Source organism: Catenulispora pinisilvae, from assembly GCF_015356865.1.
Taxonomy (GTDB): Bacteria; Actinomycetota; Actinomycetes; order Streptomycetales; family Catenulisporaceae; genus Catenulispora; species Catenulispora pinisilvae.
In genome coordinates, this window is record NZ_JAAFZA010000104.1 from 13,954 (window position 1) to 34,790 (window position 20,837).

General features: G+C 70.7%; 18 protein-coding genes. 12 read left to right on the forward strand and 6 right to left on the reverse strand.

Features of this window, described 5'->3' with window-relative positions:
- Positions 1–13: 13 nt before the first annotated feature.
- The 3 genes from IZR01_RS26195 (at position 14) to IZR01_RS26205 (ending at position 2,571) form a co-directional block, all read left to right on the forward strand.
- The gene (locus IZR01_RS26195; RefSeq protein WP_194893843.1) at positions 14–1,318 is read left to right on the forward strand and encodes a sensor histidine kinase; all 1,305 of its coding nucleotides are present in this window, start codon (positions 14–16) and stop codon (positions 1,316–1,318) included.
- Positions 1,319–1,450: 132 nt separating this feature from the next.
- Complete coding sequence (locus tag IZR01_RS26200; RefSeq protein WP_194893844.1) at positions 1,451–2,098, forward strand: response regulator; 648 nt, start codon at positions 1,451–1,453, stop codon at positions 2,096–2,098.
- Positions 2,098–2,571, forward strand: coding sequence for an ASCH domain-containing protein (locus IZR01_RS26205; protein WP_228560249.1), 474 nt, complete (start codon positions 2,098–2,100; stop codon positions 2,569–2,571). The genes IZR01_RS26200 and IZR01_RS26205 overlap by 1 nt, the downstream gene beginning before the upstream one ends.
- 120 nt (positions 2,572–2,691) lie before the next feature.
- On the opposite strand, the gene IZR01_RS26210 is transcribed toward IZR01_RS26205, so the two are convergent.
- Positions 2,692–3,456, reverse strand: a complete 765-nt coding sequence (locus IZR01_RS26210; RefSeq protein WP_194925385.1) for an SDR family oxidoreductase — start codon at positions 3,454–3,456, stop codon at positions 2,692–2,694.
- A gap of 101 nt (positions 3,457–3,557) precedes the next feature.
- Here IZR01_RS26210 and IZR01_RS26215 point away from each other — a divergent pair, with 101 nt between their 5' ends.
- From IZR01_RS26215 to IZR01_RS26225, 3 genes are all read left to right on the forward strand, one after another.
- Positions 3,558–4,025 (forward strand): RrF2 family transcriptional regulator, encoded by a 468-nt coding sequence (locus IZR01_RS26215; protein ID WP_194893846.1) that lies wholly within the window; start codon positions 3,558–3,560, stop codon positions 4,023–4,025.
- A 258-nt stretch (positions 4,026–4,283) separates the two neighbouring features.
- Positions 4,284–6,215, forward strand: a complete 1,932-nt coding sequence (locus tag IZR01_RS26220; RefSeq protein ID WP_194925386.1) for a sigma-70 family RNA polymerase sigma factor — start codon at positions 4,284–4,286, stop codon at positions 6,213–6,215.
- A 190-nt stretch (positions 6,216–6,405) separates the two neighbouring features.
- A complete protein-coding gene (locus tag IZR01_RS26225) occupies positions 6,406–7,410 on the forward strand; it encodes a LacI family DNA-binding transcriptional regulator (protein ID WP_194925387.1) in 1,005 nt (334 codons plus the stop codon).
- Between the two features lie 228 nt (positions 7,411–7,638).
- On the opposite strand, the gene IZR01_RS52510 is transcribed toward IZR01_RS26225, so the two are convergent.
- Together IZR01_RS52510 and IZR01_RS26235 are read right to left on the reverse strand one after the other, a co-directional pair.
- Entirely contained in the window at positions 7,639–8,460 is an 822-nt protein-coding gene (locus IZR01_RS52510; protein ID WP_267254887.1) for an NUDIX domain-containing protein, read from the reverse strand.
- Positions 8,405–9,232: a rhomboid family intramembrane serine protease gene (locus IZR01_RS26235; RefSeq protein WP_323747099.1), complete on the reverse strand. Its 828-nt coding sequence runs from the start codon at positions 9,230–9,232 to the stop codon at positions 8,405–8,407. Before IZR01_RS26235 ends, IZR01_RS52510 begins: the two co-directional genes overlap by 56 nt.
- Positions 9,233–9,770: 538 nt before the next feature.
- On the opposite strand from IZR01_RS26235, the gene IZR01_RS26240 reads away from it, so the two are divergent.
- Complete coding sequence (locus IZR01_RS26240; RefSeq protein ID WP_323746286.1) at positions 9,771–10,406, forward strand: acyltransferase; 636 nt, start codon at positions 9,771–9,773, stop codon at positions 10,404–10,406.
- A gap of 50 nt (positions 10,407–10,456) precedes the next feature.
- Here IZR01_RS26240 and IZR01_RS26245 read toward each other — a convergent pair whose 3' ends face one another.
- Positions 10,457–11,521 carry a substrate-binding domain-containing protein gene (locus IZR01_RS26245; RefSeq protein ID WP_194893850.1) on the reverse strand — a complete coding sequence of 355 codons (1,065 nt, stop codon included), beginning with the start codon at positions 11,519–11,521 and terminating at the stop codon, positions 10,457–10,459.
- Positions 11,522–11,788: 267 nt separating this feature from the next.
- On the opposite strand from IZR01_RS26245, the gene IZR01_RS26250 reads away from it, so the two are divergent.
- The 5 genes from IZR01_RS26250 (at position 11,789) to IZR01_RS26270 (ending at position 18,010) form a co-directional block, all read left to right on the forward strand.
- Positions 11,789–12,805 (forward strand): hydroxyacid dehydrogenase, encoded by a 1,017-nt coding sequence (locus IZR01_RS26250; protein ID WP_194893851.1) that lies wholly within the window; start codon positions 11,789–11,791, stop codon positions 12,803–12,805.
- Between the two features lie 189 nt (positions 12,806–12,994).
- The gene (locus IZR01_RS26255; protein ID WP_194893852.1) at positions 12,995–14,308 is read left to right on the forward strand and encodes an ABC transporter substrate-binding protein; all 1,314 of its coding nucleotides are present in this window, start codon (positions 12,995–12,997) and stop codon (positions 14,306–14,308) included.
- A complete protein-coding gene (locus tag IZR01_RS53460; protein ID WP_194893853.1) occupies positions 14,305–15,237 on the forward strand; it encodes a carbohydrate ABC transporter permease in 933 nt (310 codons plus the stop codon). The genes IZR01_RS26255 and IZR01_RS53460 overlap by 4 nt, the downstream gene beginning before the upstream one ends.
- 15 nt (positions 15,238–15,252) lie before the next feature.
- The gene (locus tag IZR01_RS26265) at positions 15,253–16,164 is read left to right on the forward strand and encodes a carbohydrate ABC transporter permease (protein ID WP_194893854.1); all 912 of its coding nucleotides are present in this window, start codon (positions 15,253–15,255) and stop codon (positions 16,162–16,164) included.
- 112 nt (positions 16,165–16,276) lie between these two features.
- On the forward strand, positions 16,277–18,010 hold the full coding sequence (locus IZR01_RS26270; RefSeq protein WP_194925389.1) for a protein kinase domain-containing protein: 1,734 nt from the start codon (positions 16,277–16,279) through the stop codon (positions 18,008–18,010).
- A gap of 23 nt (positions 18,011–18,033) precedes the next feature.
- Here IZR01_RS26270 and IZR01_RS26275 read toward each other — a convergent pair whose 3' ends face one another.
- Positions 18,034–19,053 (reverse strand): protein kinase family protein, encoded by a 1,020-nt coding sequence (locus IZR01_RS26275; RefSeq protein WP_194925390.1) that lies wholly within the window; start codon positions 19,051–19,053, stop codon positions 18,034–18,036.
- Positions 19,054–19,136: 83 nt separating this feature from the next.
- Positions 19,137–20,522, reverse strand: coding sequence for an NAD(P)/FAD-dependent oxidoreductase (locus IZR01_RS26280; RefSeq protein WP_194925391.1), 1,386 nt, complete (start codon positions 20,520–20,522; stop codon positions 19,137–19,139).
- Between the last annotated feature and the right edge of the window lie 315 nt (positions 20,523–20,837).

Sequence of the window (20,837 nt, forward strand, 5' to 3'; positions counted from 1 at the left end):
CATGATGGTGCCCATGCCCACCGAGCCGCCGCCGTCCGCCGAGCCCGAAGCCCCGCACATCGGCTTCGTCGCGTCGGCGCTCTACCTCGTCGCCAGCTCCGTGTTGTGGGCCGTCGGTTTCGTGATCGTCAATGCCCTGCTTCTGCTCGGGGTGGTCCTGACGGTGACGCCGCTCGGGCCGTGGGTGGTCGCGTCGGCGATCGCGGTGGCGCGGGGATTCGGACGGCTGTATCGGGGGCTGGTGTGGCGGCTGTTCGGGGTGCGGTTGGAGCCGCCCGCGGAGCGGAAGGAAGGCGGCGTCCTGACGTGGCGCCGGTTCATGCTCAGCGGCGAAGGCGGCGGCTGGATGGAGGCGGCGTTCCTCTCGGTCCGGCTCCCGATCGCCTTGCTGAACCTGGTGATCGGCGTCGGTCTGTGGTTCTACGGGCTGCTGTGGGTCTTCTGGCCGGTGCTGCGGAACTGGGACGACCTCTACACCCGGCAGCCGGACGGCACCATCAAGCGCGGGATCCACTTGTTCGGGTTCTGGTTCTCCACTTTGCCGAGCGCATTCGTGCTCTCGGTGGTCGGACTGCTCATGGTCGCGCTGGCGGCCTGGGTCGCGCGCAAGCTGGTCACGCTCGACCTCCAGTTCTACCGCGTGGTCCTCGGCTCGGGACGCTCGGCGGTGCGCGTCCGGCAGCTGGAACGCTCGCGGAGCTACGCGGTCGACGACTCCGCGGCCACGCTCCGCCGCATCGAGCGCGACCTGCACGACGGCGCGCAGGCCCGGCTGGTCGCCCTCGGGATGCAGCTGGTGATGCTGAAGGACACCCTCGACGGCGACTCGGCCGACCACGCGCAGCTGGCGCACACCCGCAGCCTGGTCGACCAGGCGCAGGTCACCGCGAAGACGGCGATCGCCGAGCTGCGCGACCTGGTCCGCGGGATCCATCCGCCGACGCTGGACCAGGGTCTGGAACCGGCGCTGCGGACGCTGACCGCCAACGGCCCCATCCCGACGGACCTGACGGTGCTCGTCCCCGATCCGCGTCCGGCCGCCGCGATCGAGACCATGGCCTACTTCTGCGCCGCCGAACTGCTGACCAACGCCGCGAAGCACGGCCGCGCCACGCGGGCGAGTGTGCTGATCGAGGTCGCCGCCGGACACCTCACGCTGCGGGTCTCGGACGACGGCCGCGGCGGTGCCCGGACGCGGCCCGGCGGCGGCCTGGCCGGGCTCGCCGACCGGATCGGGACCGTGGACGGGACGGTCGGGATCGACAGTCCGGAGGGCGGGCCGACGGTGGTGACGGTGGCGCTGCCGATGAAGGCGTGACGATCCGCGATTTGTGACTGAGTCCCCGCGCCTGCGACCTGGGGTCAACCCGCTCCTGCGAGCTGGGGTCAACCCGCGCCTGCGAGCCGGGGTCAACCCGCTGCTGCCAAGATGCCCGCTACGGTTGTCGCCATGCGCATCGTCATCGCCGAGGACACCGCGATCCTGCGGGACGGTCTGGTGCAGTTGCTCCGCTCGCGGGGCCAGGAGGTGGCCGCGGCGGTCGGCGACGCGACGGCACTGCTGGCCGCGGTGGACGAGCACCGTCCGGACGTCGCCGTCGTCGACATCCGGCTGCCGCCGGACCACACCGACGAGGGCGTGCGCGCGGCGGTCGAGCTGCGCAAGCGGTATCCGGATCTCGGCATCCTGATGTTCTCGCAGTACGTCGAGGCCCGCTTCGCCAGCGACCTGCTCGCCCACAGTTCCCGGGGCATGGGCTACCTGCTCAAGGAACGCGTGGTCGACATCGACGACTTCATAGACGCCCTCAACCGGGTCGCGGCCGGCGGCACCGCGCTGGACCCGGAGGTGGTCACGCAGCTGGTCGGCGCCAACCGCCGGCCCGACCGGTCCGACACCCTCACCCCGCGCGAGGCCGAGGTGATGGCGCTGGTGGCCGAGGGCCGGACCAACGCCGCCATCGCCGGCGCCCTGGTGATCGGCGAGCGCGCGGTCGAGAAGCACGTCGCCAACATCTTCACCAAGTTCGACCTGCCGCAGACCGACGTCGACCACCGCCGCGTGCTGGCGGTCCTGCGCTATCTGGGAGTGGGCTGATGAGCGGGCCGATGAACGGGACGACCGAACCGCCGATACTCGCCGCGGCCGACGTCGCGGACCTGGCGACGACCGGCTTCGGCTTCCCCGGCCCGCTGCGCGACCAGCTCAACGCCGCGATCCTGGACGGCAGCAAGACCTCGACCACCTCGCTGGTGCTCGAATACCGGCTGGACGGCGATCCGTTCCCGCAAGCCGGCCGGCGGGTCGTGGTTCGCGACAACGACGACCGGCCGATCGCCGTGATCGAGACCACCGAGGTCCGCTTCGCCCGGCTCGGCGACGTCGACCTGGCACACGCCGTGGACGAGGGCGAGGGCTACGCCTCGGTGGCCGAGTGGCGGGCCGGACACGAGGACTTCTGGCACAGCGCCGACATGCGCGAGTACATCGGGGACCCGGACTTCACGGTGGACGACGACACCGAGGCGTTGCTGGAACGCTTTCGCGTGGTCGCGCTGGTCGAACGGTAACCCGCACGGGCGGCGGTTGGTTTGTCAGCAGTCAGCAGTCAGCAGCGCGTTTGCTGGTCGCGCCATAACCGGTCGCGCCCGTAACCCGTCGGGCGGCGACCGGTCGCGAGGCGCCCGCTACTACCGCCCGGCGTTCTTCCGCTCCTGCTCCAACCAAGCATCGAAGCTCGTCGGCGCGATGTGCGCACCGGCCCCGGGAAGCAGCGCGTTCCCGGCCATCTCCTCGCCGAAGATCGCGCCGTCCCAGGTCGGCCGGAGTTTGAGCGTCTGCCCCCGGGCTTGCAGCGTCCGCCGCGCCATGTCCACCATGTCCTCGGTCTCGGGGCCCGCGACGTCGGCGAACCGGCCGCGCGGTTCCCCGGTCGCCACTAGGGCCAGCACCGCGGCGACGTCGTCGGGGGCGATCGGCCGCAGCAGCAGCGGGGCGATCGGGGCGACGCCGTCCTGTGCGGTCCAGCTCGCCGCCATCGCCGCGAAGTCGTGGAACTGGGTCGCGGGCACGATCGTCCACGGCACGTTGCCGGCCTCGATCAGCCGCTCCTGCTCCCGCTTGCCGCCGTAGTGCGCGTTGCCCTCGGTGCGGTGGATCCCCACGATCGACAGCAGCACGTGGTGCCGCACCCCGGCCCGCTCCTCGGCGGCCAGCAGGTTCGCGGTGGCGCCGCCGAACCAGGCGACGGTCTCCGGGAAGCTCAGGCCCTCCGGTCCGTTGGAGGCGTCGACGACGGCTTCCACCCCGGCCAGCGCGGCGTCCAGGCCCTCGCCGGTGCTCAGGTCCGCCCCCTGCTTGCGGCTGATCCCCACCACGTCGTGTCCGGCGCGTTCCAGCACGGCGGCGGTGCGGGCTCCGATGTTGCCGGTGGCCCCGGCGACGGCGATGCGCATGAGCTGTCTCCTGTTCGCAAAACCCTGATCTCTTCGCTCTTCCGCCGCCGACTCTATCTCGGACTAAATAGATCCGCAATATCTGAGATAGAATCGCCGGTATGAAGTTGCCGACCAGCACGGAATGGGTCCTGCACTGCGCCGCGTCCCTGGCCCAGCTGCGACCCGGCGAGACGGCGTCGGCGACGCAGCTGGCGACGTACTACGACCTGCCGGCGCCCTACCTCGCCAAGCAGCTCCAGGCGTTGACCAGGGCCGGGATCCTGGCCGCCAGCACCGGGCCGCGCGGCGGCTTCCGGCTGGCCCGGCCGGCGGCGGACATCACGATGCTGCAAATCGTGGAAGCGGTGGACGGGGCGGTGGCGCCGTATGAGTGCCGCGAGATCCGGCAGCAGGGGCGCGGCGCGCTGAGCGCCGAGGAGTGCCGGGAGACCTGCCCGCTGGCCCGCACGATGGCCGAGGCGCACGACGCGTGGCGGGCCAGCCTGGCCGCGGTCTCGCTGGCCGACATCCTCGCCGAGCTGCCCTCCGGCGCGCCCGCTCGGACGCGCCGGATCCTCATCGGGTAGCCCTCATCGGGTAATGCTCATCAGACAACGCTTATCGGGTAAGGCTCATCAGATAACGCTCGCCGGGTAACGCTGCCAGCTCCGCTACTCGCGGCGGATCTCGCGCCCGCCGCCCTCCCGGGCCAAACGCTCATGGCAAACCGCTGACAAAGACCGCTCCCGGTCTGAAAGGGTTGGGGTAGCGAGCGGTGGCGCGGGTATCGGTGGTGACCATCCGCACTGTGAATCGTTCTTCAATCCAGAGAAAGGGAGGGCCTCGTGCTCGATGATCGCGACCGCCCCTCGAGCGGGCGGGAAGATCTCGAGGCGGCTCTGGTGCTGCACTATTCCCGTCTGGTCAGGATCGCGTACCTGGCGCTGCCGCCGGAGGGCGACCGGCACGGCCGGGTGCTGGCGGCGCACGCGATAGCGCAACGCACGTTGTCCGGCGGGGCGGGCCCTGGGGGCCGGCCCGGCCGGTGGCTCCGGCGCGCGCCGCAGCAGGTGGACGGTGACTCCTACGCCATACTGCGCCAGGCGGTGGTCAACGCGGTGCTGCGCAAGGCGTGGTGGCCGCGCTCGCTGCGCCAGCCCTATGTCTGGGGTCTGCGTCTGTTCCCACTCGGCGGCGGTTCGCAGGAGCTGGAACTGGACGCCGCGCTGCGCGGGCTGAGCATCACCGCGCGGATGGCCTACGTGCTGCTCGCCCTGGAAGAGCTCGACGCCGAGGAGGTGGCCGAGCTGCTGTCCGGCGCCGGCGCGCGCGGCGTGCCGGCGGCGCTGGAGCGGGCGCGGCAGTTGCTCGCCGAGCATCCGGCCGGCGTGCTGGAGTCCTCGGAGTTCGATCCGTGCACGCTGCGCACCCGGCCCACCGACCTGTCACGGCGCCGCCGCCAGACCCGGGGCGCGGCCGCGGGCGGCGGCGTGGTGCTGGTCGCGCTGCTGGCGATCGTCATCGGGGTCAGCGGTTCGGGGTCGGGCGGCGCGGACGCGGCGGTCACCGGGGCGGCCGGTGCCGACGTCGCGCACACCGCCGTCCAGGTGGCGGACGGCGCCTGGCAGCAGAGTCCCCGGCTGGACTTCGGCGTGTGGCCGACGCGCGGTGACGGCAGTGTCCCGGCCGCGACGGTCGGGCAGGCCGTGACCGCGTGGTCGTCGCAGCATCCTGACGTGTACAAGCTCGGCGCCGGAGCCGCCGACGGCCCGCCGCTGCAACCGGTCCACGCGCTGTGGAGCGGGCATTTGGACGGCGCGACCGTCGTGCTGCTCTTCGATTCGACGCGCCTGGCCCGCTACACGCTGCCCGACGCTCCGAGCGCCGCCGACCCGGTCCGGCTGGACGTCGTACCCGCCGACGGCGCGGACCTGACGTCGGCCGGCGCGGTGGTCTTGCGTTCGACCGATGCCGGGGACCGGTGGCTGGTGGCGCCGTGGGTCGACACGGTCGGTGTCAGGGATCTGCGAATCCCGTCGGCTTCGGCGCAGTCCGCCGCGGTGTCGGACGGCGTCACCGCGGCGGTGCCCAAGCCTCCGGCCTCCGGCTGCGGTTCCTGGCCGGCGCTCCAGCTCCACGCGACCGCGGCGGTCGGCGGCGAGACGTTCGCGCTGACCGACCTCGGCGGCGTCACCGGCACCCATCTGCTGTTCACCGCGCCGCCGAAGACCGACCCGACACAGACCCCGCGCGAAGTGGCGGCGCCGGACGCGTTCGGCACCCAGGCGCGGGTGGCCTGCGGGCTGTCGGCGCTGGCGGGCCAGGATGTGAAGCAGGTCGACACCTGGGTCTTCGCGCAGCAGCCGCTGCCACAGTCTCAGGGCCTTGCTTCGTGGGTGTGCGTGCGGGCCGATCAGTGGGCCGGCGGCGGTTCGGCGACCAGCGAGTTCCTGCCGCCGGCCGCCCAGGCGGCGGCGACGGTCACCGGCACCGAGTCGGACGGCCGGACCTGCTCGGCCCTCGGGCCGAACGTGGTCGCGCAGGCGCGGTGGCGGGCGCCGGACGGGAAGGTGTACCTGCTGGTGGCCGGGACCCGGCACGTGGTGAAGGTCGCTGTCTCCGACAGCGCCGGAACGGTGCGGCAGACGGTCTCGGCCCCCGAGCACACCGCGGCGGTGGCGCTGACCGGTGCCCAGGCCGCGGCCGGGAGCGGGGTCGGCATCCTCGACACCGGCGCGCAGATACGGCCGATGGACGATCCGCGGCAAGGGCAGTAAGCAGCGTCTGCTCAGCGGGCCGATGTCGTCGACCGGCTACACCCAAGGCTTGATCCGTACGTACCTGATCAAAGGCGGCGGGGCCACTATTGGTGGTCCCGCCGTTACTGGTTTCGCAGTGGGGAACACGTCGGGTGGTCGCCGTGCCACAATCCTGTCCGGGGTTAGTAAGTGAGGACGGGGGAACGGAATGCGGGTCACCATCGCCCATGTGGCGTTGCGGGCCGGGGTCAGCAAGGCCACGGTGTCGCGGGTGCTCAACGGAAAAGGGGAGACGGACGCGGCCACCGCGGCCCGGGTCCGGCGGGTCGTCAAGGAGCTCGGCTATGTGCCCAGCGCCGGGGCGGTGTCGTTGGCCAAGGGCCGGACCGGGGTGGTCGGGGTACTGGCCCCTGCTCTCACCCGGCCGTGGATCGCGCAGGTCATGCAGGGTGTCGTGGACGCGATGGAGAGCAGCAACCACGGGCTGATGCTGTTCACCCGCAACCGCGGCGACGACTCCTTCCGGCGGTTCGCGGGCCACGTCGACGCCAACGCCTTCGACGGCCTGCTGGTGATAGAGCCGGAGGAGACGCTGCCCGCCGTGGACCGGATGGCCGCCGCCGGACTGCCGGTGGCGCTGGTCAGCGACCGGACCGCGGACGCGCGGATGCCGGTGGTCGCCAGCGGTAACCGTTCGGGTGCCCGGCAGGCCGCGGAGCACCTGTTGGGCCTGGGCCGCCGCCGTCCGCTGGTACTCGGCGGGCCGGAGGGCTACGACTGCGCCGTCGAGCGGGCCGCGTCCTTCGCCGAGGTCTTCGCCGAGGCCGGGTTCCCGGTGCCGCGGCAGGCCCACTTCGCCGGCGACTACTCCGGGGAGTCCGGCCGGGTGGCCGTGACCCGGGCCGACGCCGACGGGATCGAGTTCGACTCGGTCTTCACCCACAACGACCTGTCGGCCTCCGGTGTCCTACAGCTGCTGGCGCAGCTCGGCCGGTCGGTGCCGGACGACGTGGCGGTCGCCTGCTTCGACGACGCCGGGCACGCCGCGCTCACCGCCCCGTCGCTGACTGCCGTGCGGCGGCCGCTGCGGGAAATGGGGGCCGAGGCGGCTCGGATGCTGGTCTCGGCGTTGGCCGGGGACGGGGTGCCGGACAAGCCGGTGGAGATCGCTACCGAGTTGGTGGTCAGGGACTCCTCGGTGCGGGCGGGCTGAGCGGGACGCGCGGGTCGGTTGGTGGTTGCCGGCTGGCGGCCGGTAGCCGGTAGCCAGTCGATGGTCGATGGGTTTCGATCGCCGTGCGTTGGCGGCTTTCGATCGCGGTGCGTCGGCGCTCGTGGCGATCGCGAAACTACTGCGTACCCGGGCCGGCTGATCTGCGATGGGCGCGGCAGGTACGCGGCTGGCTGGCGGCCGCGGGCACGACTGCCTGGCCGGCGCCGGTCAGACCCGCCGCCGCCCCTCCTCCAAGTCCTGCACCGGCAAGCGCCCGGCCCGCACCTCAAGCGCGTGCGACAGTCGGCCGTATGCGTGCACGGGCAGCCGGTCGCGTGCTCCGTCGAGGTCGAAGAACCCGTAGTCGCTGATCTCGCCTTCTTGGAGCCGGATCCGCGCGATCTGTTCGGCGTTGAGCGTGCCGCCGTCGTACAGGTAGTGGATCAGCGGCGGCCGTTCCTTGTCGCGGGGGCGCCAGTCGACCATCAGCAGGGTGCCCGGGTCCACGTCCAGGCCGACTTCCTCCAGGGCCTCGCGGCGGGCGCCGGCGGCGGGGAATTCGCCCTCTTCGACGCCGCCGCCTGGGAAGCTCCAGTTCTTGTCCTGCTTGTAGGACTGGCGGACCAGGAGGACCTTGCCGGTTTCGTCGAAGAAGAGCATCGAGGCGCCGACGATCACTTTCGGGAGTGATGCCGCCCAGGCCGCGCGGTCCAGGCCCGTGCCGAGCTCGGCCAGGCGGGGTGCGCCGGCGTCGATCGAGCGCATGTAGACCCGGCCGATGTGTTCGCCCAGTACCCGGTCCGGGTCCGGGACCACCGTCGCCAGGGCCACGGCCGCGGCGGTGATCACGTCGCAGAGCTCTGCCGCTAGGTCGTCCTCGGTGTGGCTGCGGCCCTTGCGGGGGTTCTGGCCGGTGACGCCGATCAGGGCGGCGGCGGCCTCGCCCGCCTCCTCGGCCACCTTCAGGACGCGCAGCGGGACCGCTAGTGCCGGGTCAGCGTCCGGGTGGGAGTCCAGCCAGTGTTTCTGCTGGCCGATCACTTGCCACATCAATGGTTCGTCCATACCTCACCACGTCCCCAGCGCTCTGGCCGTTCCGGCTCTTCGGGTCGTCGATGGACGAGTGCAGTACCGAGGTGCGCACCGCCGTCGCGCCGATCAACACTGCCAGTATCGCGACCATCGCGGCGGTCTGGACGCAGGCTTGGCGGGCGCGCGGGGCGTAGCGGAAGACCAGGCCGATGACGATGCCCGTGATCAGGCCGCCGAGGTGCCCCTGCCAGGAGGTGAAGCGGGACGCCAGCACCAGCCACAAGACGGCCGCGATCAGCTGGCGGCGGGCGCCGAGCGGGTCGAAGTGGTGTTTGCGGCTCAGGACGAAGTACATGCCGATCAGACCGAAGATGGCTCCCGAGGCGCCGATGGACTGGGCGTACGGCGCGGTCAGGTAGTAACAGAGCACTGATCCGCCGACCGCCGACAGCAGGTACGCCGACAGGAACCGCACCCGCCCGATCTGCGCCTCCAGCACCACGCCGAACATCCACAGCGAGAGCATGTTGAACAGGATGTGCAGCGGCCCCAGCGGCGGCTGGTTCGGCAGGATGTGGACGAACGCCGACGTGAGCAGCCGGTACCACTCGCCGTGCGCGACGCCGACCGTCTGGTAGCCCCGCGGTGGCGAGGGCATGGTCAGGTAGATGCCGTTGTCGGGGCCGATCATGGCGTCGGACAGCAGCGACAGCCGGTCCACGACAGAGTGCTTCATCAGCTCCGCCGCGTAGACCGCGAAGTTCAGCGCCACCAGTGCGATGGTGGCCACCGGCCGACTTCCGTCCGCCGCCCGCGCGCCGAACAGGGTACGGGTCGGCCGGACTTCCTTGTTCCCGGCCCGCACACAATCAGGGCACTGAAACCCCACCGAAGCGCTGAGCATGCAGTCGGGGCAGATGTACCGGTCGCAACGCGTGCAACGCACGCGGCTCTCGCGCCCGCTGTGCCGGTAACACGTGGTGACCGGTGCTGGGGCGTCGGGGACGGTCATCGGCGGGGAGACCTCCGAGCGGGTGTGGCGGATGCAGCGGACGGCGCAACGCGACGGCACAATCTATCGTGCGGCGAAGCATCTAAGCCGGGCCTATGTACCCGCCTATTACCCGCCCACGAACAGCCTGCGACCCGCTCGCGACCCGCCCGGTCGCGCCACCCCGCACTGCTCCGGCACCGACTCGGCGTCGCCTCAGCACCGCCTCTGTACAAACCCCGAGCCGAGCACAGGGCGCGGCCCCTGCGCCACGGCCGTATGCTGACGGCGATCCCCCTGGTGTGATCTTGTCGTGCAGAGTCGAGGAGAGACCCCAGTGCCGCGTCGTTCCCGCTGGATGGACCGTCTCACCGCCGCCGCGATCCGCGGCGTGTGGGACTGGGCCCGGGTGCGCGGCCGCGTCACCGCCGTCAATCCGGGACGCTATCGGTTCGCGCATCTGGGGCCGGGCGCGGCGTTGTCGTTCCCGCTCGGCGCGCTCTACAACGAGCAGTACATGGCGATAGGCGAGGGCACGCTCGTCGGCGAGGGCGTGAGCCTGGCGGTGGGCTGGCCGGGCGAGGACTTCGGCGAGGAGATCGTGCTGCGCATCGGCCGCGGCTGCTCGATCGGCCGGGGCAGCCACATCGTGGCGCACCTGCGCGTGGACATCGGCGACGACGTCTTCTTCGGGCCCTACGTCTACATCACCGACCAGAACCACGGCTACACCGCGCTGGACACCCCGATCGGCCGCCAGGACCCCGAGGACAAGCCGGTGACCATCGGCGACGGCTGCTGGCTGGGCGTCGGCTCGGTGATCCTGCCCGGCACGACGCTGGGCCGGAACGTGGCCGTGGCGGCCGGCGCGGTGGTGCGCGGCTCGTTCCCCGACCACTGCCTGATCGGCGGCGTGCCGGCCCGGATCCTGCGCCGGCATCAGGATGAAGACGGCTGGCGGAGCAACCTCTAGAGCAGCGGAGCAACCTTTAGCGCAGCGGAGCAACCTGTAGCGCAAAGGGCTTACGCCGAGCGGGCGACCCCCGTCGACTCCCGCACGATCAACCGCGGCGAGACGTCCACATGCCGGGCCGGCGCCGCCGGATCGCGCACCAGGTCCAGCAACGTCCGCACCGCCAGCTCCCCGACCGACTCCTTCGGCGGCGAGACCGCGGTCAGCGCGGGCCGCGTCAACGCCGAGAACTCGTCGTCATACGCCACGATCGAGATCTCCCGGGGGACCGCGAACCGGCTCGCGAACCCGTTCTGCAACAACGCCAACGCGTCCTCGTCCGAGTGGACCAACAGCGCCGTCGCGTCCGATTCCCGCAGCTTCTCCGCGAGCGCGTCTATCTGCTCCGCGCCCCACATCGGCCAGCCGGCCAGATCGGTGCCGATGATCCGCGGCATCTCCGGCAGGGCCAGTGCCGCCGCGGCCTGCTCGAAACCGCTCAGCACGCTCCGCGAAGTCGGCGTCTCACCGCGTGCGAACACCGCGATGCGGCGGTGCCCGAGTTCGTGCAGATGCCGAACTGCGAGCCCGGCACCGGTTTCGTGGTCCGTGCGGACCCACGACGTCGTCGCGGCCGCCGGGCCGTAGGACCGCCGCTCCACCAGGACCGTCGGCACGCCGAGCGCCCCGGCCCACTCCACCTCGTCGGTCGGGGCCAACAGGACGGCCTGGGCCCCTGAGTCCACAAGGCCCATCGCCAGCGAGAGGTCCTGCCCGGACTGGTAGTCCGAGACGGCGACCAGCAGCCGCCCCTCGGGCTCGCGCAGCACGCGCCGCATCCCGTCCACGACCCGGTTGAAGTAGTAGGAGGACTTCGGGATCAGCGCGCCGATCACCGGCAGGTCGGTGTCCGCGTCCGGGTCCGGGTGCCGGGCCGGGGCCTCGGGCTCGGCGGACGCGGGCAGCACGGCGCCGCCGTGCACCTTCTCCAGTTGCCCGGCCTTGGCCAGCTGGTCCAGGTCGCGGCGGACCGTCACGTCCGACACCCCCAGGATGCCGACCAGCTCGGCCACCTGCACCGACCCGCGTTCGCGGGCCAGGCGAAGGATCAGGGCGTGCCGTCTAGCGGCGAGCACGGACACCTCCTCGCGGGGGTCTGTCGGGGCGTGAGCAGAAGCTATCAGTCAGAACCGTTCACAGCATGGGGGGCCGAGGGGGATCACGGCAAGACATGGTTACGTTTTTGTTTGTTTCCCATCGGTTTCCATCGAACCTATTGACTTCCGGTTAACTGGTTCCGACACTGGTCACCGTTGTTCGTTCGACGCATCACTGCGTGCCCCATCTGCCCCATCCGCTTCATCCATCCCATTCGCCCCATCACCGAAAGGCGCCGCCGTTTCATGGACCGTCCGATCGCCGTCCTGGCCATGCGCCCCGCCCTGCGTCCGCTGCTGTTCGACGCGGCGGCCGAGGCGCGGCTGGCCGGGCTCGCCGACGTCGATCCGGCCCTGGTGGTGACCGACTTCGCGGCGCCGGAGGCGGCCGGGGCGCTGGCCCGGGCCGAAGTGCTGATCACCGGGTGGGACTGTCCGGTGCTGGATGAGGCCGCGTTGGCGCGGATGCCCGGGCTGCGCGCCGTCCTGCACTCCGGCGGCAGCGTCAAGCACCACCTCACGGACGCCGCGTGGGACCGCGGACTGCTGGTCTCCTCAGCGGTCGCCGACAACGCGGTCCCGGTGGCCGAGTACACCCTCGCGATGGTCATCAGCGCGGGCAAGCGGCTGCCGGAGATGGAGCGCGCGTTCCGCGCGGGAAGGGATGGCCGGGACTGGGAGCACTGGTCGCGGGACTTCGGTCCGGTCGGCAATCATCGGCGGGTGATCGGGGTCGTCGGGCTCTCCCGCGTCGGCCGCCGGGTCGTGGAGATGTTGCGGGTCCTGGACGCGACCGTCCTCGTCCACGACCCCTACGTGCCCGATGAGGCCGTCCGCGAGCTCGGCGCCGTACCCGCCGGGCTCGACGAGCTGATCGCCGCCGCCGACGTGGTCAGCCTGCACGCGCCGAGCAACGCCGAGACCCGGCACCAGATGGACCGGCGCCGGCTGGCCCTGATGAAGGACGGCGCGACCCTGATCAACACCGCGCGCGGGGCCCTGGTGGACACCGCGGCGCTGGCCGACGAACTGCGCTCGGGCCGGCTGTTCGCGGTGGCCGACGTCACCGACCCCGACCCGCTGCCCGCCGACTCCGAGCTGTTCGACCTGCCGAACCTGATCCTGACCCCGCACGTGGCCGGCTCGATCGGCGGCGAGCTGCGGCGGCTGGGCGATTTCGTGCTGGCCGAACTGCTGCGCCTGAGCACCGGGCGGGATCTGCTCGGCCTGGTGCGGCCCGAGACCCTGCCCTCCATTGCGTGACAGGGATCTGACAGACCACGACCACGCTCCTGCGAGAATGACGCAAGCTGCCGATCAATGAGCGGTTCCGACCGGATCCGACGGCGCGGGCGCACCGCCGACGTTCGACAGACGCCGGACGGACGCCGAGACATCCAGACGAATATCGCACCGCCACGAGCCACCCATCACCAGAGAGCGAGTCCCGATATGCGAACCAGTAAGAACGTCTACCGCGCCGGCGTCATAGCCGCCGCGGTGGCCGTCTCGGCCGCCAGCCTGTCCGCCTGTGGCAGCTCCAGCAAGCCCGGTTCGTCCGCCGCCGCCAAGGATTCCAACAGCACCTCGTTCACCTACTGGTCGATGTGGCAGCAGAACGAGCCGCAGGCCCAGGTGATCAAGAAGGCGGCCGCCGACTTCACCGCGTCCACCGGTATCAAGGTGAACATCCAGTGGCAGGGCCGGGACGTGATCACCAAGCTCACTCCGACGCTGCGCACCGGTTCCTCGGCGGACCTGGTGGACCAGTCGGTGAACGCGCTGGGCGCGCTGGTCGCCAAGAACGAGACCACCGATCTGAGCAGCCTTTACAGCACCACGATCCCCGGCGAGTCGCAGACCGTCGGCCAGGTCATCCCGGACAGCTACAAGCCGTTCCTGAACGACCAGAACGGAAAGCCGTTCATCGCCCCCTATGAGGTCTCCTCCGAGGGCCTGTGGTTCGACGCCTCCAAGTTCCCCGACCTGGCCGCCAACCCGCCGAAGTCCTGGGACGACCTGCTGGCGTTGTTCGACAAGGCGCGGGGCATGGGCATGACCCCGCTCGCGGTCCCCGGCGACGACAAGTACTGGGTGCTGCTGGTCCTTCAGCGCGAACTGGGCACCGACGGCCTGAAGAAGCTGGCCAGCGACAAGACCGGTGCCGCGTGGGACGACCCGAAGGTCCTCAAGGCCGCGCAGCTGGTGCAGGCGCTGCGGGACAAGGGCGACATCCTCAAGGGCTACGAGTCCAGCAAGAGCATCGACGAAGAGGGCGACTGGGCCAAGGGCCAGGCGGCGTTCTACCTGTCCGGCACCTGGGTGCCCTCGGAGGCCGCGCCGAACGCCACCGCGGGCTTCAAGTTCGACAGCATCCAGCTGCCGGCGCTGGACTCGGGCAACACCGACACCGGCATCAACTTCTTCGGCTTCGCGGTCCCCAAGTCTGCCAAGCACGCCGACGCCGCCGAGAAGTTCGTCGCCTTCTTCATGAAGAAGGAGGAGCTGTCCGGCATCTCGACCCAGGCGCTGAACCTGACGCCGCGCACCGACATCACGCCGCCGGCCCAGCTGGCCTCGATGAGCAAGGCGCTGACCGGCACCGTCTACGCCGACCAGGCGCACCTGTCCGTGGACTACGCGGACTGGACCAACAAGATGCTGAACCCTGAGATGATCCGCCTGATCACCGGCCAGGACGACGCGGCGAAGTTCGTCTCCAACGGCAAGCAGGGCACGATCGACTACTGGAAGTCCGCCTCGTGACGAGCGCCACGCTCGGTGTCCGGCGGGGCCGGGCCAAGGGGTCGCCCCTGGCCCGGCGCCGCCGGCGCGTCTTCGGGCCGTTCCTGGCCCCGGCGCTGATCCTGTACACGATCATGTTCATGGTGCCGACCGCGTACTCGTTCTACGCGAGCTTCACCAGCTGGGACGGGTTCTCCAACCCACGCTGGAAGGGCACGCTCAACTACGACCACCTGCGGCACGACCCGGCGTTCAAGGACGCGTTCTTCAACACGCTGAAGCTGTTGTTCGGCTGCGGCATCTTCCTGTTCATCCTGAGCTTCGCGTTCATGCTGATGCTGCGGGAGATGAAGGGCCGCCGGTTCATCCAGGGCTTCATCTTCCTGCCGCACATCGTCTCCGGCGTGGCGCTGGCCGCGTTCTGGGACTTCCTGCTGAACCACGACGGCATGCTGAACAAGGGCCTGCACTCCTTCGGGCTGGGCCCGGTGGACTGGCTGAAGCCGCAGTGGCAGTTCAACGCGATCCTGATCGCCATCGTCTGGATCAACACCGGGTACTACGTGACGATCCTGATGGCCGGCGTGGACCGGATCCCGCCGTACTACTACGAAGAGGCCAAGCTCGCCGGGACCAACTCCTGGCAGCGCTTCCGGCACATCACGCTGCCGATGTCCTGGGACGTGATCGGGACCGCGGCGGTGCTGTGGACCATCGGCACGGTGAAGATCTTCGAGTTCATCCTCGCCTTCTCCGGATCGCAGGGGAACCTGCCGACCACCAACCAGTGGACGTCGGCGATGTACGTCTACGGCGAGACCATCGGCGGCACCTCCCCGATCTACGACTTCGGCCGGGCCTGTGCCGGCGCGGTCGTCACGTTGGTGGCGGTCGTGCTGGTCGTCGTGGTGCTGCGCCGGGTCACCAGCCGCGACCGGCTAGAGCTTTGAGGAAGGCGGGACGACATGAGCACCGCAACGACCGGGTCCCGCGCTGAGAGCGCGGCGCAGGACCCCGACACCCCGGCGGCGGCCCCCGCCGGCCGCCGCCGGGTCCCCTGGGCCAGGCTCCCCGGAGCCGCGCTGATCTGGCTGTTCGTCGCCTTCTGCGCGTTCACGTTCCTGTTCATCCTGCTCAGCTCGCTGAAGTCGAGCTACAACGTGCTGAACCACCCGTTCCGGCTGCCGACCGAGCTGAAGTTCTCCAACTGGAGCAAGGCCTGGCACGACGGCGGCTTCGGGCCGGCGTTCGTGAACTCGGTGCTGGTGGTCGTGTTCGCCGCGGCCGGGACCGTGCTGCTGGCCTCGCCGGCGGCCTACGTCCTGGGCCGGAACCAGAACCGGCTCTCCGGCGGCGTGAGCATGTACTTCGTGCTGGGCCTGGGCATCCCGATGCAGATCATCGTGCTGCCGCTGTACTCGATCATGGCCAAGATGCACCTGATCGACAACCTGGCCGGCCTGATCGTGCTCTACATCGTGGTGAACCTGCCGTTCACGGTCTACCTGCTGATGTCGTTCTTCGCCTCGCTCCCGGGCGAGTTGGAGGAGGCCGCGGCGCTGGACGGCGTGGGCCCGGGGATGACGTTCTGGCGGATCATGCTGCCGCTGGCCAAGGGCGGCCTGATGACGGCGCTGACGCTGGTCGCCATCGCCTGCTGGAACGAGACGTTCCTGGCCCTGATGTTCCTGCAGACCAACGACAACTTCACTCTGCCGCTGGCCTTGGTCAACTTCCTGACCCAGCAGCAGTTCACCGGCGAGGACTTCGGCGTGATGTTCGCCGGGGTGTCCATCGCGGTGCTGCCCATGCTCGCGCTGTACGCGTGGCTCGGGCGCCGGATCACCGAGGGCCTGACCCTCGGAGCGGGGAAGTAGCACCACCGCGGCGGGCTGACGTCGCAGGCCCTTGTGTGACACAGTGTCGGTGGCCTGGGAACACGACTGTTCTCAGGCCATCGATACGGATCAGCGCGCGGGGGTGGCTGCTGTGGTGGAAGAGCTGGGCGAGAACGATCCGACCGAGATCGGGCCGTACGGACTGCTGGGGATCCTTGGATCCGGCGGCATGGGGCGGGTCTATCTGGCGCAGGACGCTGACGGCGAGCATGTCGCGGTCAAGGTGATCCACGCCGATCTGGCGCGCGAGCCGGAGTTCCGGCGCCGCTTCCAGCGGGAGATCGAAGCCCTGCGCGCGGTCCCGGGCCCCGGGATCGCCGCGATCCTGGACGCCGACGCCGAGGCGCAGCGGCCATGGCTGGCCACCGAATACGTCGACGGGCCGTCGCTGCACCACGTGGTCACCAAGGGCTCCGGGCCGCTGGACGCGGCGGCGGTGTGCACACTCGGTGCGGCCCTGGCCCGGACGCTGGCCGACATCCACGCCGCGAAGCTCGTCCACCGCGACATCAAGCCGACCAACCTGCTGCTGCCCGACGGCGGCCCGAAGCTGATCGACTTCGGCATCGCGCGGGACCTGGCGGCCAGCACGATCACCCGGACCGGACTCGCGGTGGGCACTCCGCAGTTCATGGCGCCGGAGCAGCTGGAGTCCGGGCGCGCGACCGGTACTGCGGCCGATGTGTTCGCGCTCGCTGGGCTGCTGGTCTTCGCGGCCTGCGGCGTGGGGCCCTTCGGGGAGGGGACGCCGGCGCAGCTGCTCTACGCGATCGTTCACTCAGAGCCCGAACTCGGCGCTGCGCCGGCGGAGCTGCGGCCGTTGCTGCTGCGGTGTCTACAGAAGGATCCGGCTAAGCGTCCGACCGCAGAGCGAGTCGCCGAGGAGTTGTCGAGACCGCCGGTTGCCGAGGATCCGGATGCGACGGTGCCGATCGGGGGCGGCGTGGACGGCTCGGTCGGCTCGGTCGGTCTGGACGGCCCGGACGGCGCGGAGGGTCTGGACGGCTCGGGTGACGCGGGCCGTGCCCGACGGGGCCGGCGTGCGGCGCTGGTCGGCGCGGCGGCGCTCGCGGTGGTGGTCGCCACCGCCGTGGTGCTGACGGACGGGAACGCAGCCGGTTCGAACAATGCCGGTCACTCGGCGAAGAGCGGGGTGTTCCCGCCCGGGAATCCGAGTTCTGACTCGCAGGCCACTTCCGGCGCCGGCACGTCACCGACGACCGGCGGCTCCGGGTCGGTCCCCGGCGCACCGCCCGGCACGACGACACCGCCCTCCGGCTCTCCGGCCGCCGGTGCGGTGTCAGGGTCCGGATCCGGGTCCGGGTCCGGGCCCGCACCTGGCAGCCCGGTGGGGAGCAGCGGCGCCAGTGGCGCCGGGAGCGGCGGAACGACCGGCGGCCCGGGTTCGAGCATGTCCAGCCCGGCCGCGGGCACTCATGGAAGCAGCGCGCCGACGAAGGCTCCGACCTCCCAGGTCCCGCCGCCTTCCCACACTCCGCCACCGTCTTCCCACGCCCCGACGACGACACCGCCGCCTGGCGGCGGCGCACCGGGAGCCGTGACGGGCGTTGCGGCAGGCCCCGCCTCGCCATTCATCACGATGACCATCAACTGGTCCGCTGCTCCGGGCGCGACCAGCTACGTGGTCAAGTACACCGAGTCCCTGCGTCCGGGTATGTCACCGGTCACCGCGACGGGCACCAGCACCACGATCAACACCATCCCCCAGGAGACCGTCTGCATCCAGGTGCAGGCTGTGAATTCCGACGGCACGTCCGCCTGGTCTCCGGCCAGCCCGTACTGCGTCGTCAACTGGACGAACTGAGCTGGGTGGCCTGTGCGTGCCGCTCACGGCTCCGGCGGGTACGGCGCCTGCCTGCTCTCCAGCTGCAACGCACGCAGGAAGTCCGTCATCACGACGGCGGTGGGTGCGTCGCGGGCCAAGATCGCCGCGGCCGTCTCGGGGATCCCGGTCGGTACCTCGCCTCGGGCATAGGCCCGCAGGCGGGCTCTGCGGTCCTCCGACCCGGACCCGAAGAGCTCCGTGACCAGCCATTGCGCGCTGTACATGGCCGCGAAGCGGCGGTCGTAGTCGTGGTGCTGCTCGAAGAACGCGGTCTCGTCCTTCGCCAGCTCGAAGCGGGAGGAGATCGCCAGCCCGTAGTCCGCGAAATACAGCCGGCTGCCATCGGTCAGAAGGTTCTGGAAGTGGGCGTCGAAGTGCAGCAGGCCGTGGCTGTTCATGAAGGAGATCCCCGCTGCCAGGTCCCGGTCCACCAAGGCGCAGGCCCGGTCGGCGGTCTCGCCGCCAACGCTCAACTGCTCGCGAAGCCACTGGAACACGTTCTGCGGGATGTACTCCAGGAACAGCGCGATGCTCGCAGAGGAGTCGCGTAGCTGCTCGATGCGACGGCGTACCTGTGTCCCGCCGCCCCAGAAGGCGACAGTGGCGTCCACGTCGGCCAGTTCCTCGGGCAGCGGCGTCGAATCCGGCACCACCCGCCAGTGGTACATCAACGGGAAGCCGTCGTGGTCGCCGGCGAGTACCCAGTCGGTCGTCATCGTCTGGACGGCCAGTTCCCGCCACGCGCCGAAGCCCGGCCCGCCGACGCCGTAGTGGCAGAACGCCGGCAGCTCGAACAAGTTCGCCGTGGAGCGGACGTTCTCCGGACGGCGTTCCAGATCGGTCAGCGGCACCTGTTTGACGAAGACCGGCGTCCCCGCGACTTCCAGCAGCGCCGACTTCCCACCGATGCCCGATCCGGCCGGCGACGCCGCGTCCAGCATCTGCTGTACGTCATGGTCGCTGAGCAGTGCGAGGGACGTGGAGACGGAACGGTAGGCGGCCAGGCGCGAGGCATGGGACATAGGACCGGATCCTACGGAGTGATCCACGACTGCGCCGATGACCACCCGACAGCGACCGTTTCGCGCTTTCTGAAAGCAGAGCCTCAGGCCGCGGTAGCCGGCGCCGCGTGCTCCCCGGCCGGGGCGTTCCCGCGCGTCCGCTGAAGGATCTCCTCGCGCGTCAGATACACGTCCGTGTACTCGAAGTCCCGCAGCGACGCGGCGCGCTCGGCCTGGAAGCCGGTGCGCACGAAGTCGTCGCCGACCAGCGAGTTCAGCATCCAGCCGGCGGCGGTGCGGAAGCGGGCGGCGAAGGTGCGCAGGGCCATGAGGTGGTAGCCGCGGGCGACGACCTGGGCGGGCAGGCCGGACAGCGGGATGCCCAGCGGCTTGGAGACCGCCTTGAGGCCGCCGAGGTCCACGACCAGGCCCAGGTCCTTGTGCCGGTAGTCCTTCAGCGGGAAGCCGCGGACCGCCGCCATCACGTTCTCGGCCGCCGCCCAGCCCTGGCGCATCGCGTGCTGGGCGGTCGGCGGGCAGATCGCGTCGCCGCCCTTGGCCAGGTCCGGGACCGCGGCGGCGTCGCCGAGGGCGAAGACGCCGGGCAGGTCCGGGACCGTCAGGTCCGGGTTGACCATCAGCCGGCCGCGGTTGGTCGGGGCGCCCATGGTGGCGATCAGCGGGCTCGGGGCGACGCCGGCGGTCCAGATCAGGGTGCGGCACGGCAGCTTGCGGCCGTCGGTCAGGGTCACGGTGTCCTCGGTGCACTCCGCGACCGAGACGCCGAGCGAGACGTGCAGGCCCCGCTTCTTCAGGATCTTCAGCGCCTTCTCGCCGAGCTTCTCGCCCAGTTCGGGCATCAGCCGCGGCGCGATGTCCACCAGGTGCCACTTGACCAGGCTGCCGTCCAGGTTCGGGTACCGCTTCACCGCCTCGGTGGTCAGCCGTTGCAGGTACGCCGCGGTCTCGGTGCCCGCGTAGCCGCCGCCGACCACCACGAACTGGAGCCGGGACTCGCGCTCGGCGTCGGTCTGGGCGACCGCGGCCAGGTCCAGCTGGGCGATCACGTGGTCCCGGATCCACGCCGCCTCGGCCAGCGTCTTCACGCCCACCGCGAACTTGTCCACGCCCGGGATGTCGAACTGCCGGGTCACACTGCCCGGGGTGAGCACCAGGTAGTCGTAGCGCTCGATGATCTCCGCGCCGTCGATCTTGCGCACCACCACCGACTTGGTCTCGGTGTCGATGCCGATCGCGCCGCCGGGGATCAGCACGGTGGTCTTGAGCATCCGGCGCAGCGAGACCGCGACCGCCTGCGGGGTCAGCACGCCGGAGGCGACGTGCGGCAGCAGCGGCAGGTACAGCTGGTGGTTGACCGCGGAGACCAGACGGATCTCGGCGTCGTCCAGGGAGAGCTTCTTCTCCAGCTTGTGGGCGCACTCGGTGCCCGCGAAGCCGCTGCCGACGACGAGTATCTTGGGGCGGCTCATAGCGGTCTCTCATCTCCCGTGGGCGGTGGGCGGTGCCGAGGCGGACCCTGCGTCCAGCCTGGATCGTGCGGCGGACCGGCGCATCTCGACCAGGACGATTTGTGCCGGATGGGTGAGATGATCACTTTACTGGTGGGGATCTTGCTTCCGGCGGGTGGGGTCCGCCGTCAAGAACTGTACTGAGGGGGGTGCGCGGCACCAGCGCTGGTCCGCCATCTGGTCCCGGACGCCAGTTCGAACCGGGGGCCGGTGCGATCATGACCAGGCAACGACGCCCACCGGGAAGGCCCCGCCCGCCATGACCACCCCGCCCGC

Excerpts from the sequence above, each read along its gene's own strand:
- IZR01_RS26195 (WP_194893843.1), top strand. The coding sequence starts at position 14 with ATGCCCACCGAGCCGCCGCCGTCCGCCGAGCCCGAAGCCCCGCACATC.
- IZR01_RS26200 (WP_194893844.1), top strand. The coding sequence starts at position 1,451 with ATGCGCATCGTCATCGCCGAGGACACCGCGATCCTGCGGGACGGTCTG.
- IZR01_RS26205 (WP_228560249.1), top strand. The coding sequence starts at position 2,098 with ATGAGCGGGCCGATGAACGGGACGACCGAACCGCCGATACTCGCCGCG.
- IZR01_RS26210 (WP_194925385.1), bottom strand. The coding sequence starts at position 3,456 with ATGCGCATCGCCGTCGCCGGGGCCACCGGCAACATCGGAGCCCGCACC.
- IZR01_RS26215 (WP_194893846.1), top strand. The coding sequence starts at position 3,558 with ATGAAGTTGCCGACCAGCACGGAATGGGTCCTGCACTGCGCCGCGTCC.
- IZR01_RS26225 (WP_194925387.1), top strand. The coding sequence starts at position 6,406 with ATGCGGGTCACCATCGCCCATGTGGCGTTGCGGGCCGGGGTCAGCAAG.
- IZR01_RS52510 (WP_267254887.1), bottom strand. The coding sequence starts at position 8,460 with ATGTGGCAAGTGATCGGCCAGCAGAAACACTGGCTGGACTCCCACCCG.
- IZR01_RS26250 (WP_194893851.1), top strand. The coding sequence starts at position 11,789 with ATGGACCGTCCGATCGCCGTCCTGGCCATGCGCCCCGCCCTGCGTCCG.
- IZR01_RS26255 (WP_194893852.1), top strand. The coding sequence starts at position 12,995 with ATGCGAACCAGTAAGAACGTCTACCGCGCCGGCGTCATAGCCGCCGCG.
- IZR01_RS26265 (WP_194893854.1), top strand. The coding sequence starts at position 15,253 with ATGAGCACCGCAACGACCGGGTCCCGCGCTGAGAGCGCGGCGCAGGAC.
- IZR01_RS26275 (WP_194925390.1), bottom strand. The coding sequence starts at position 19,053 with ATGTCCCATGCCTCGCGCCTGGCCGCCTACCGTTCCGTCTCCACGTCC.
- IZR01_RS26280 (WP_194925391.1), bottom strand. The coding sequence starts at position 20,522 with ATGAGCCGCCCCAAGATACTCGTCGTCGGCAGCGGCTTCGCGGGCACC.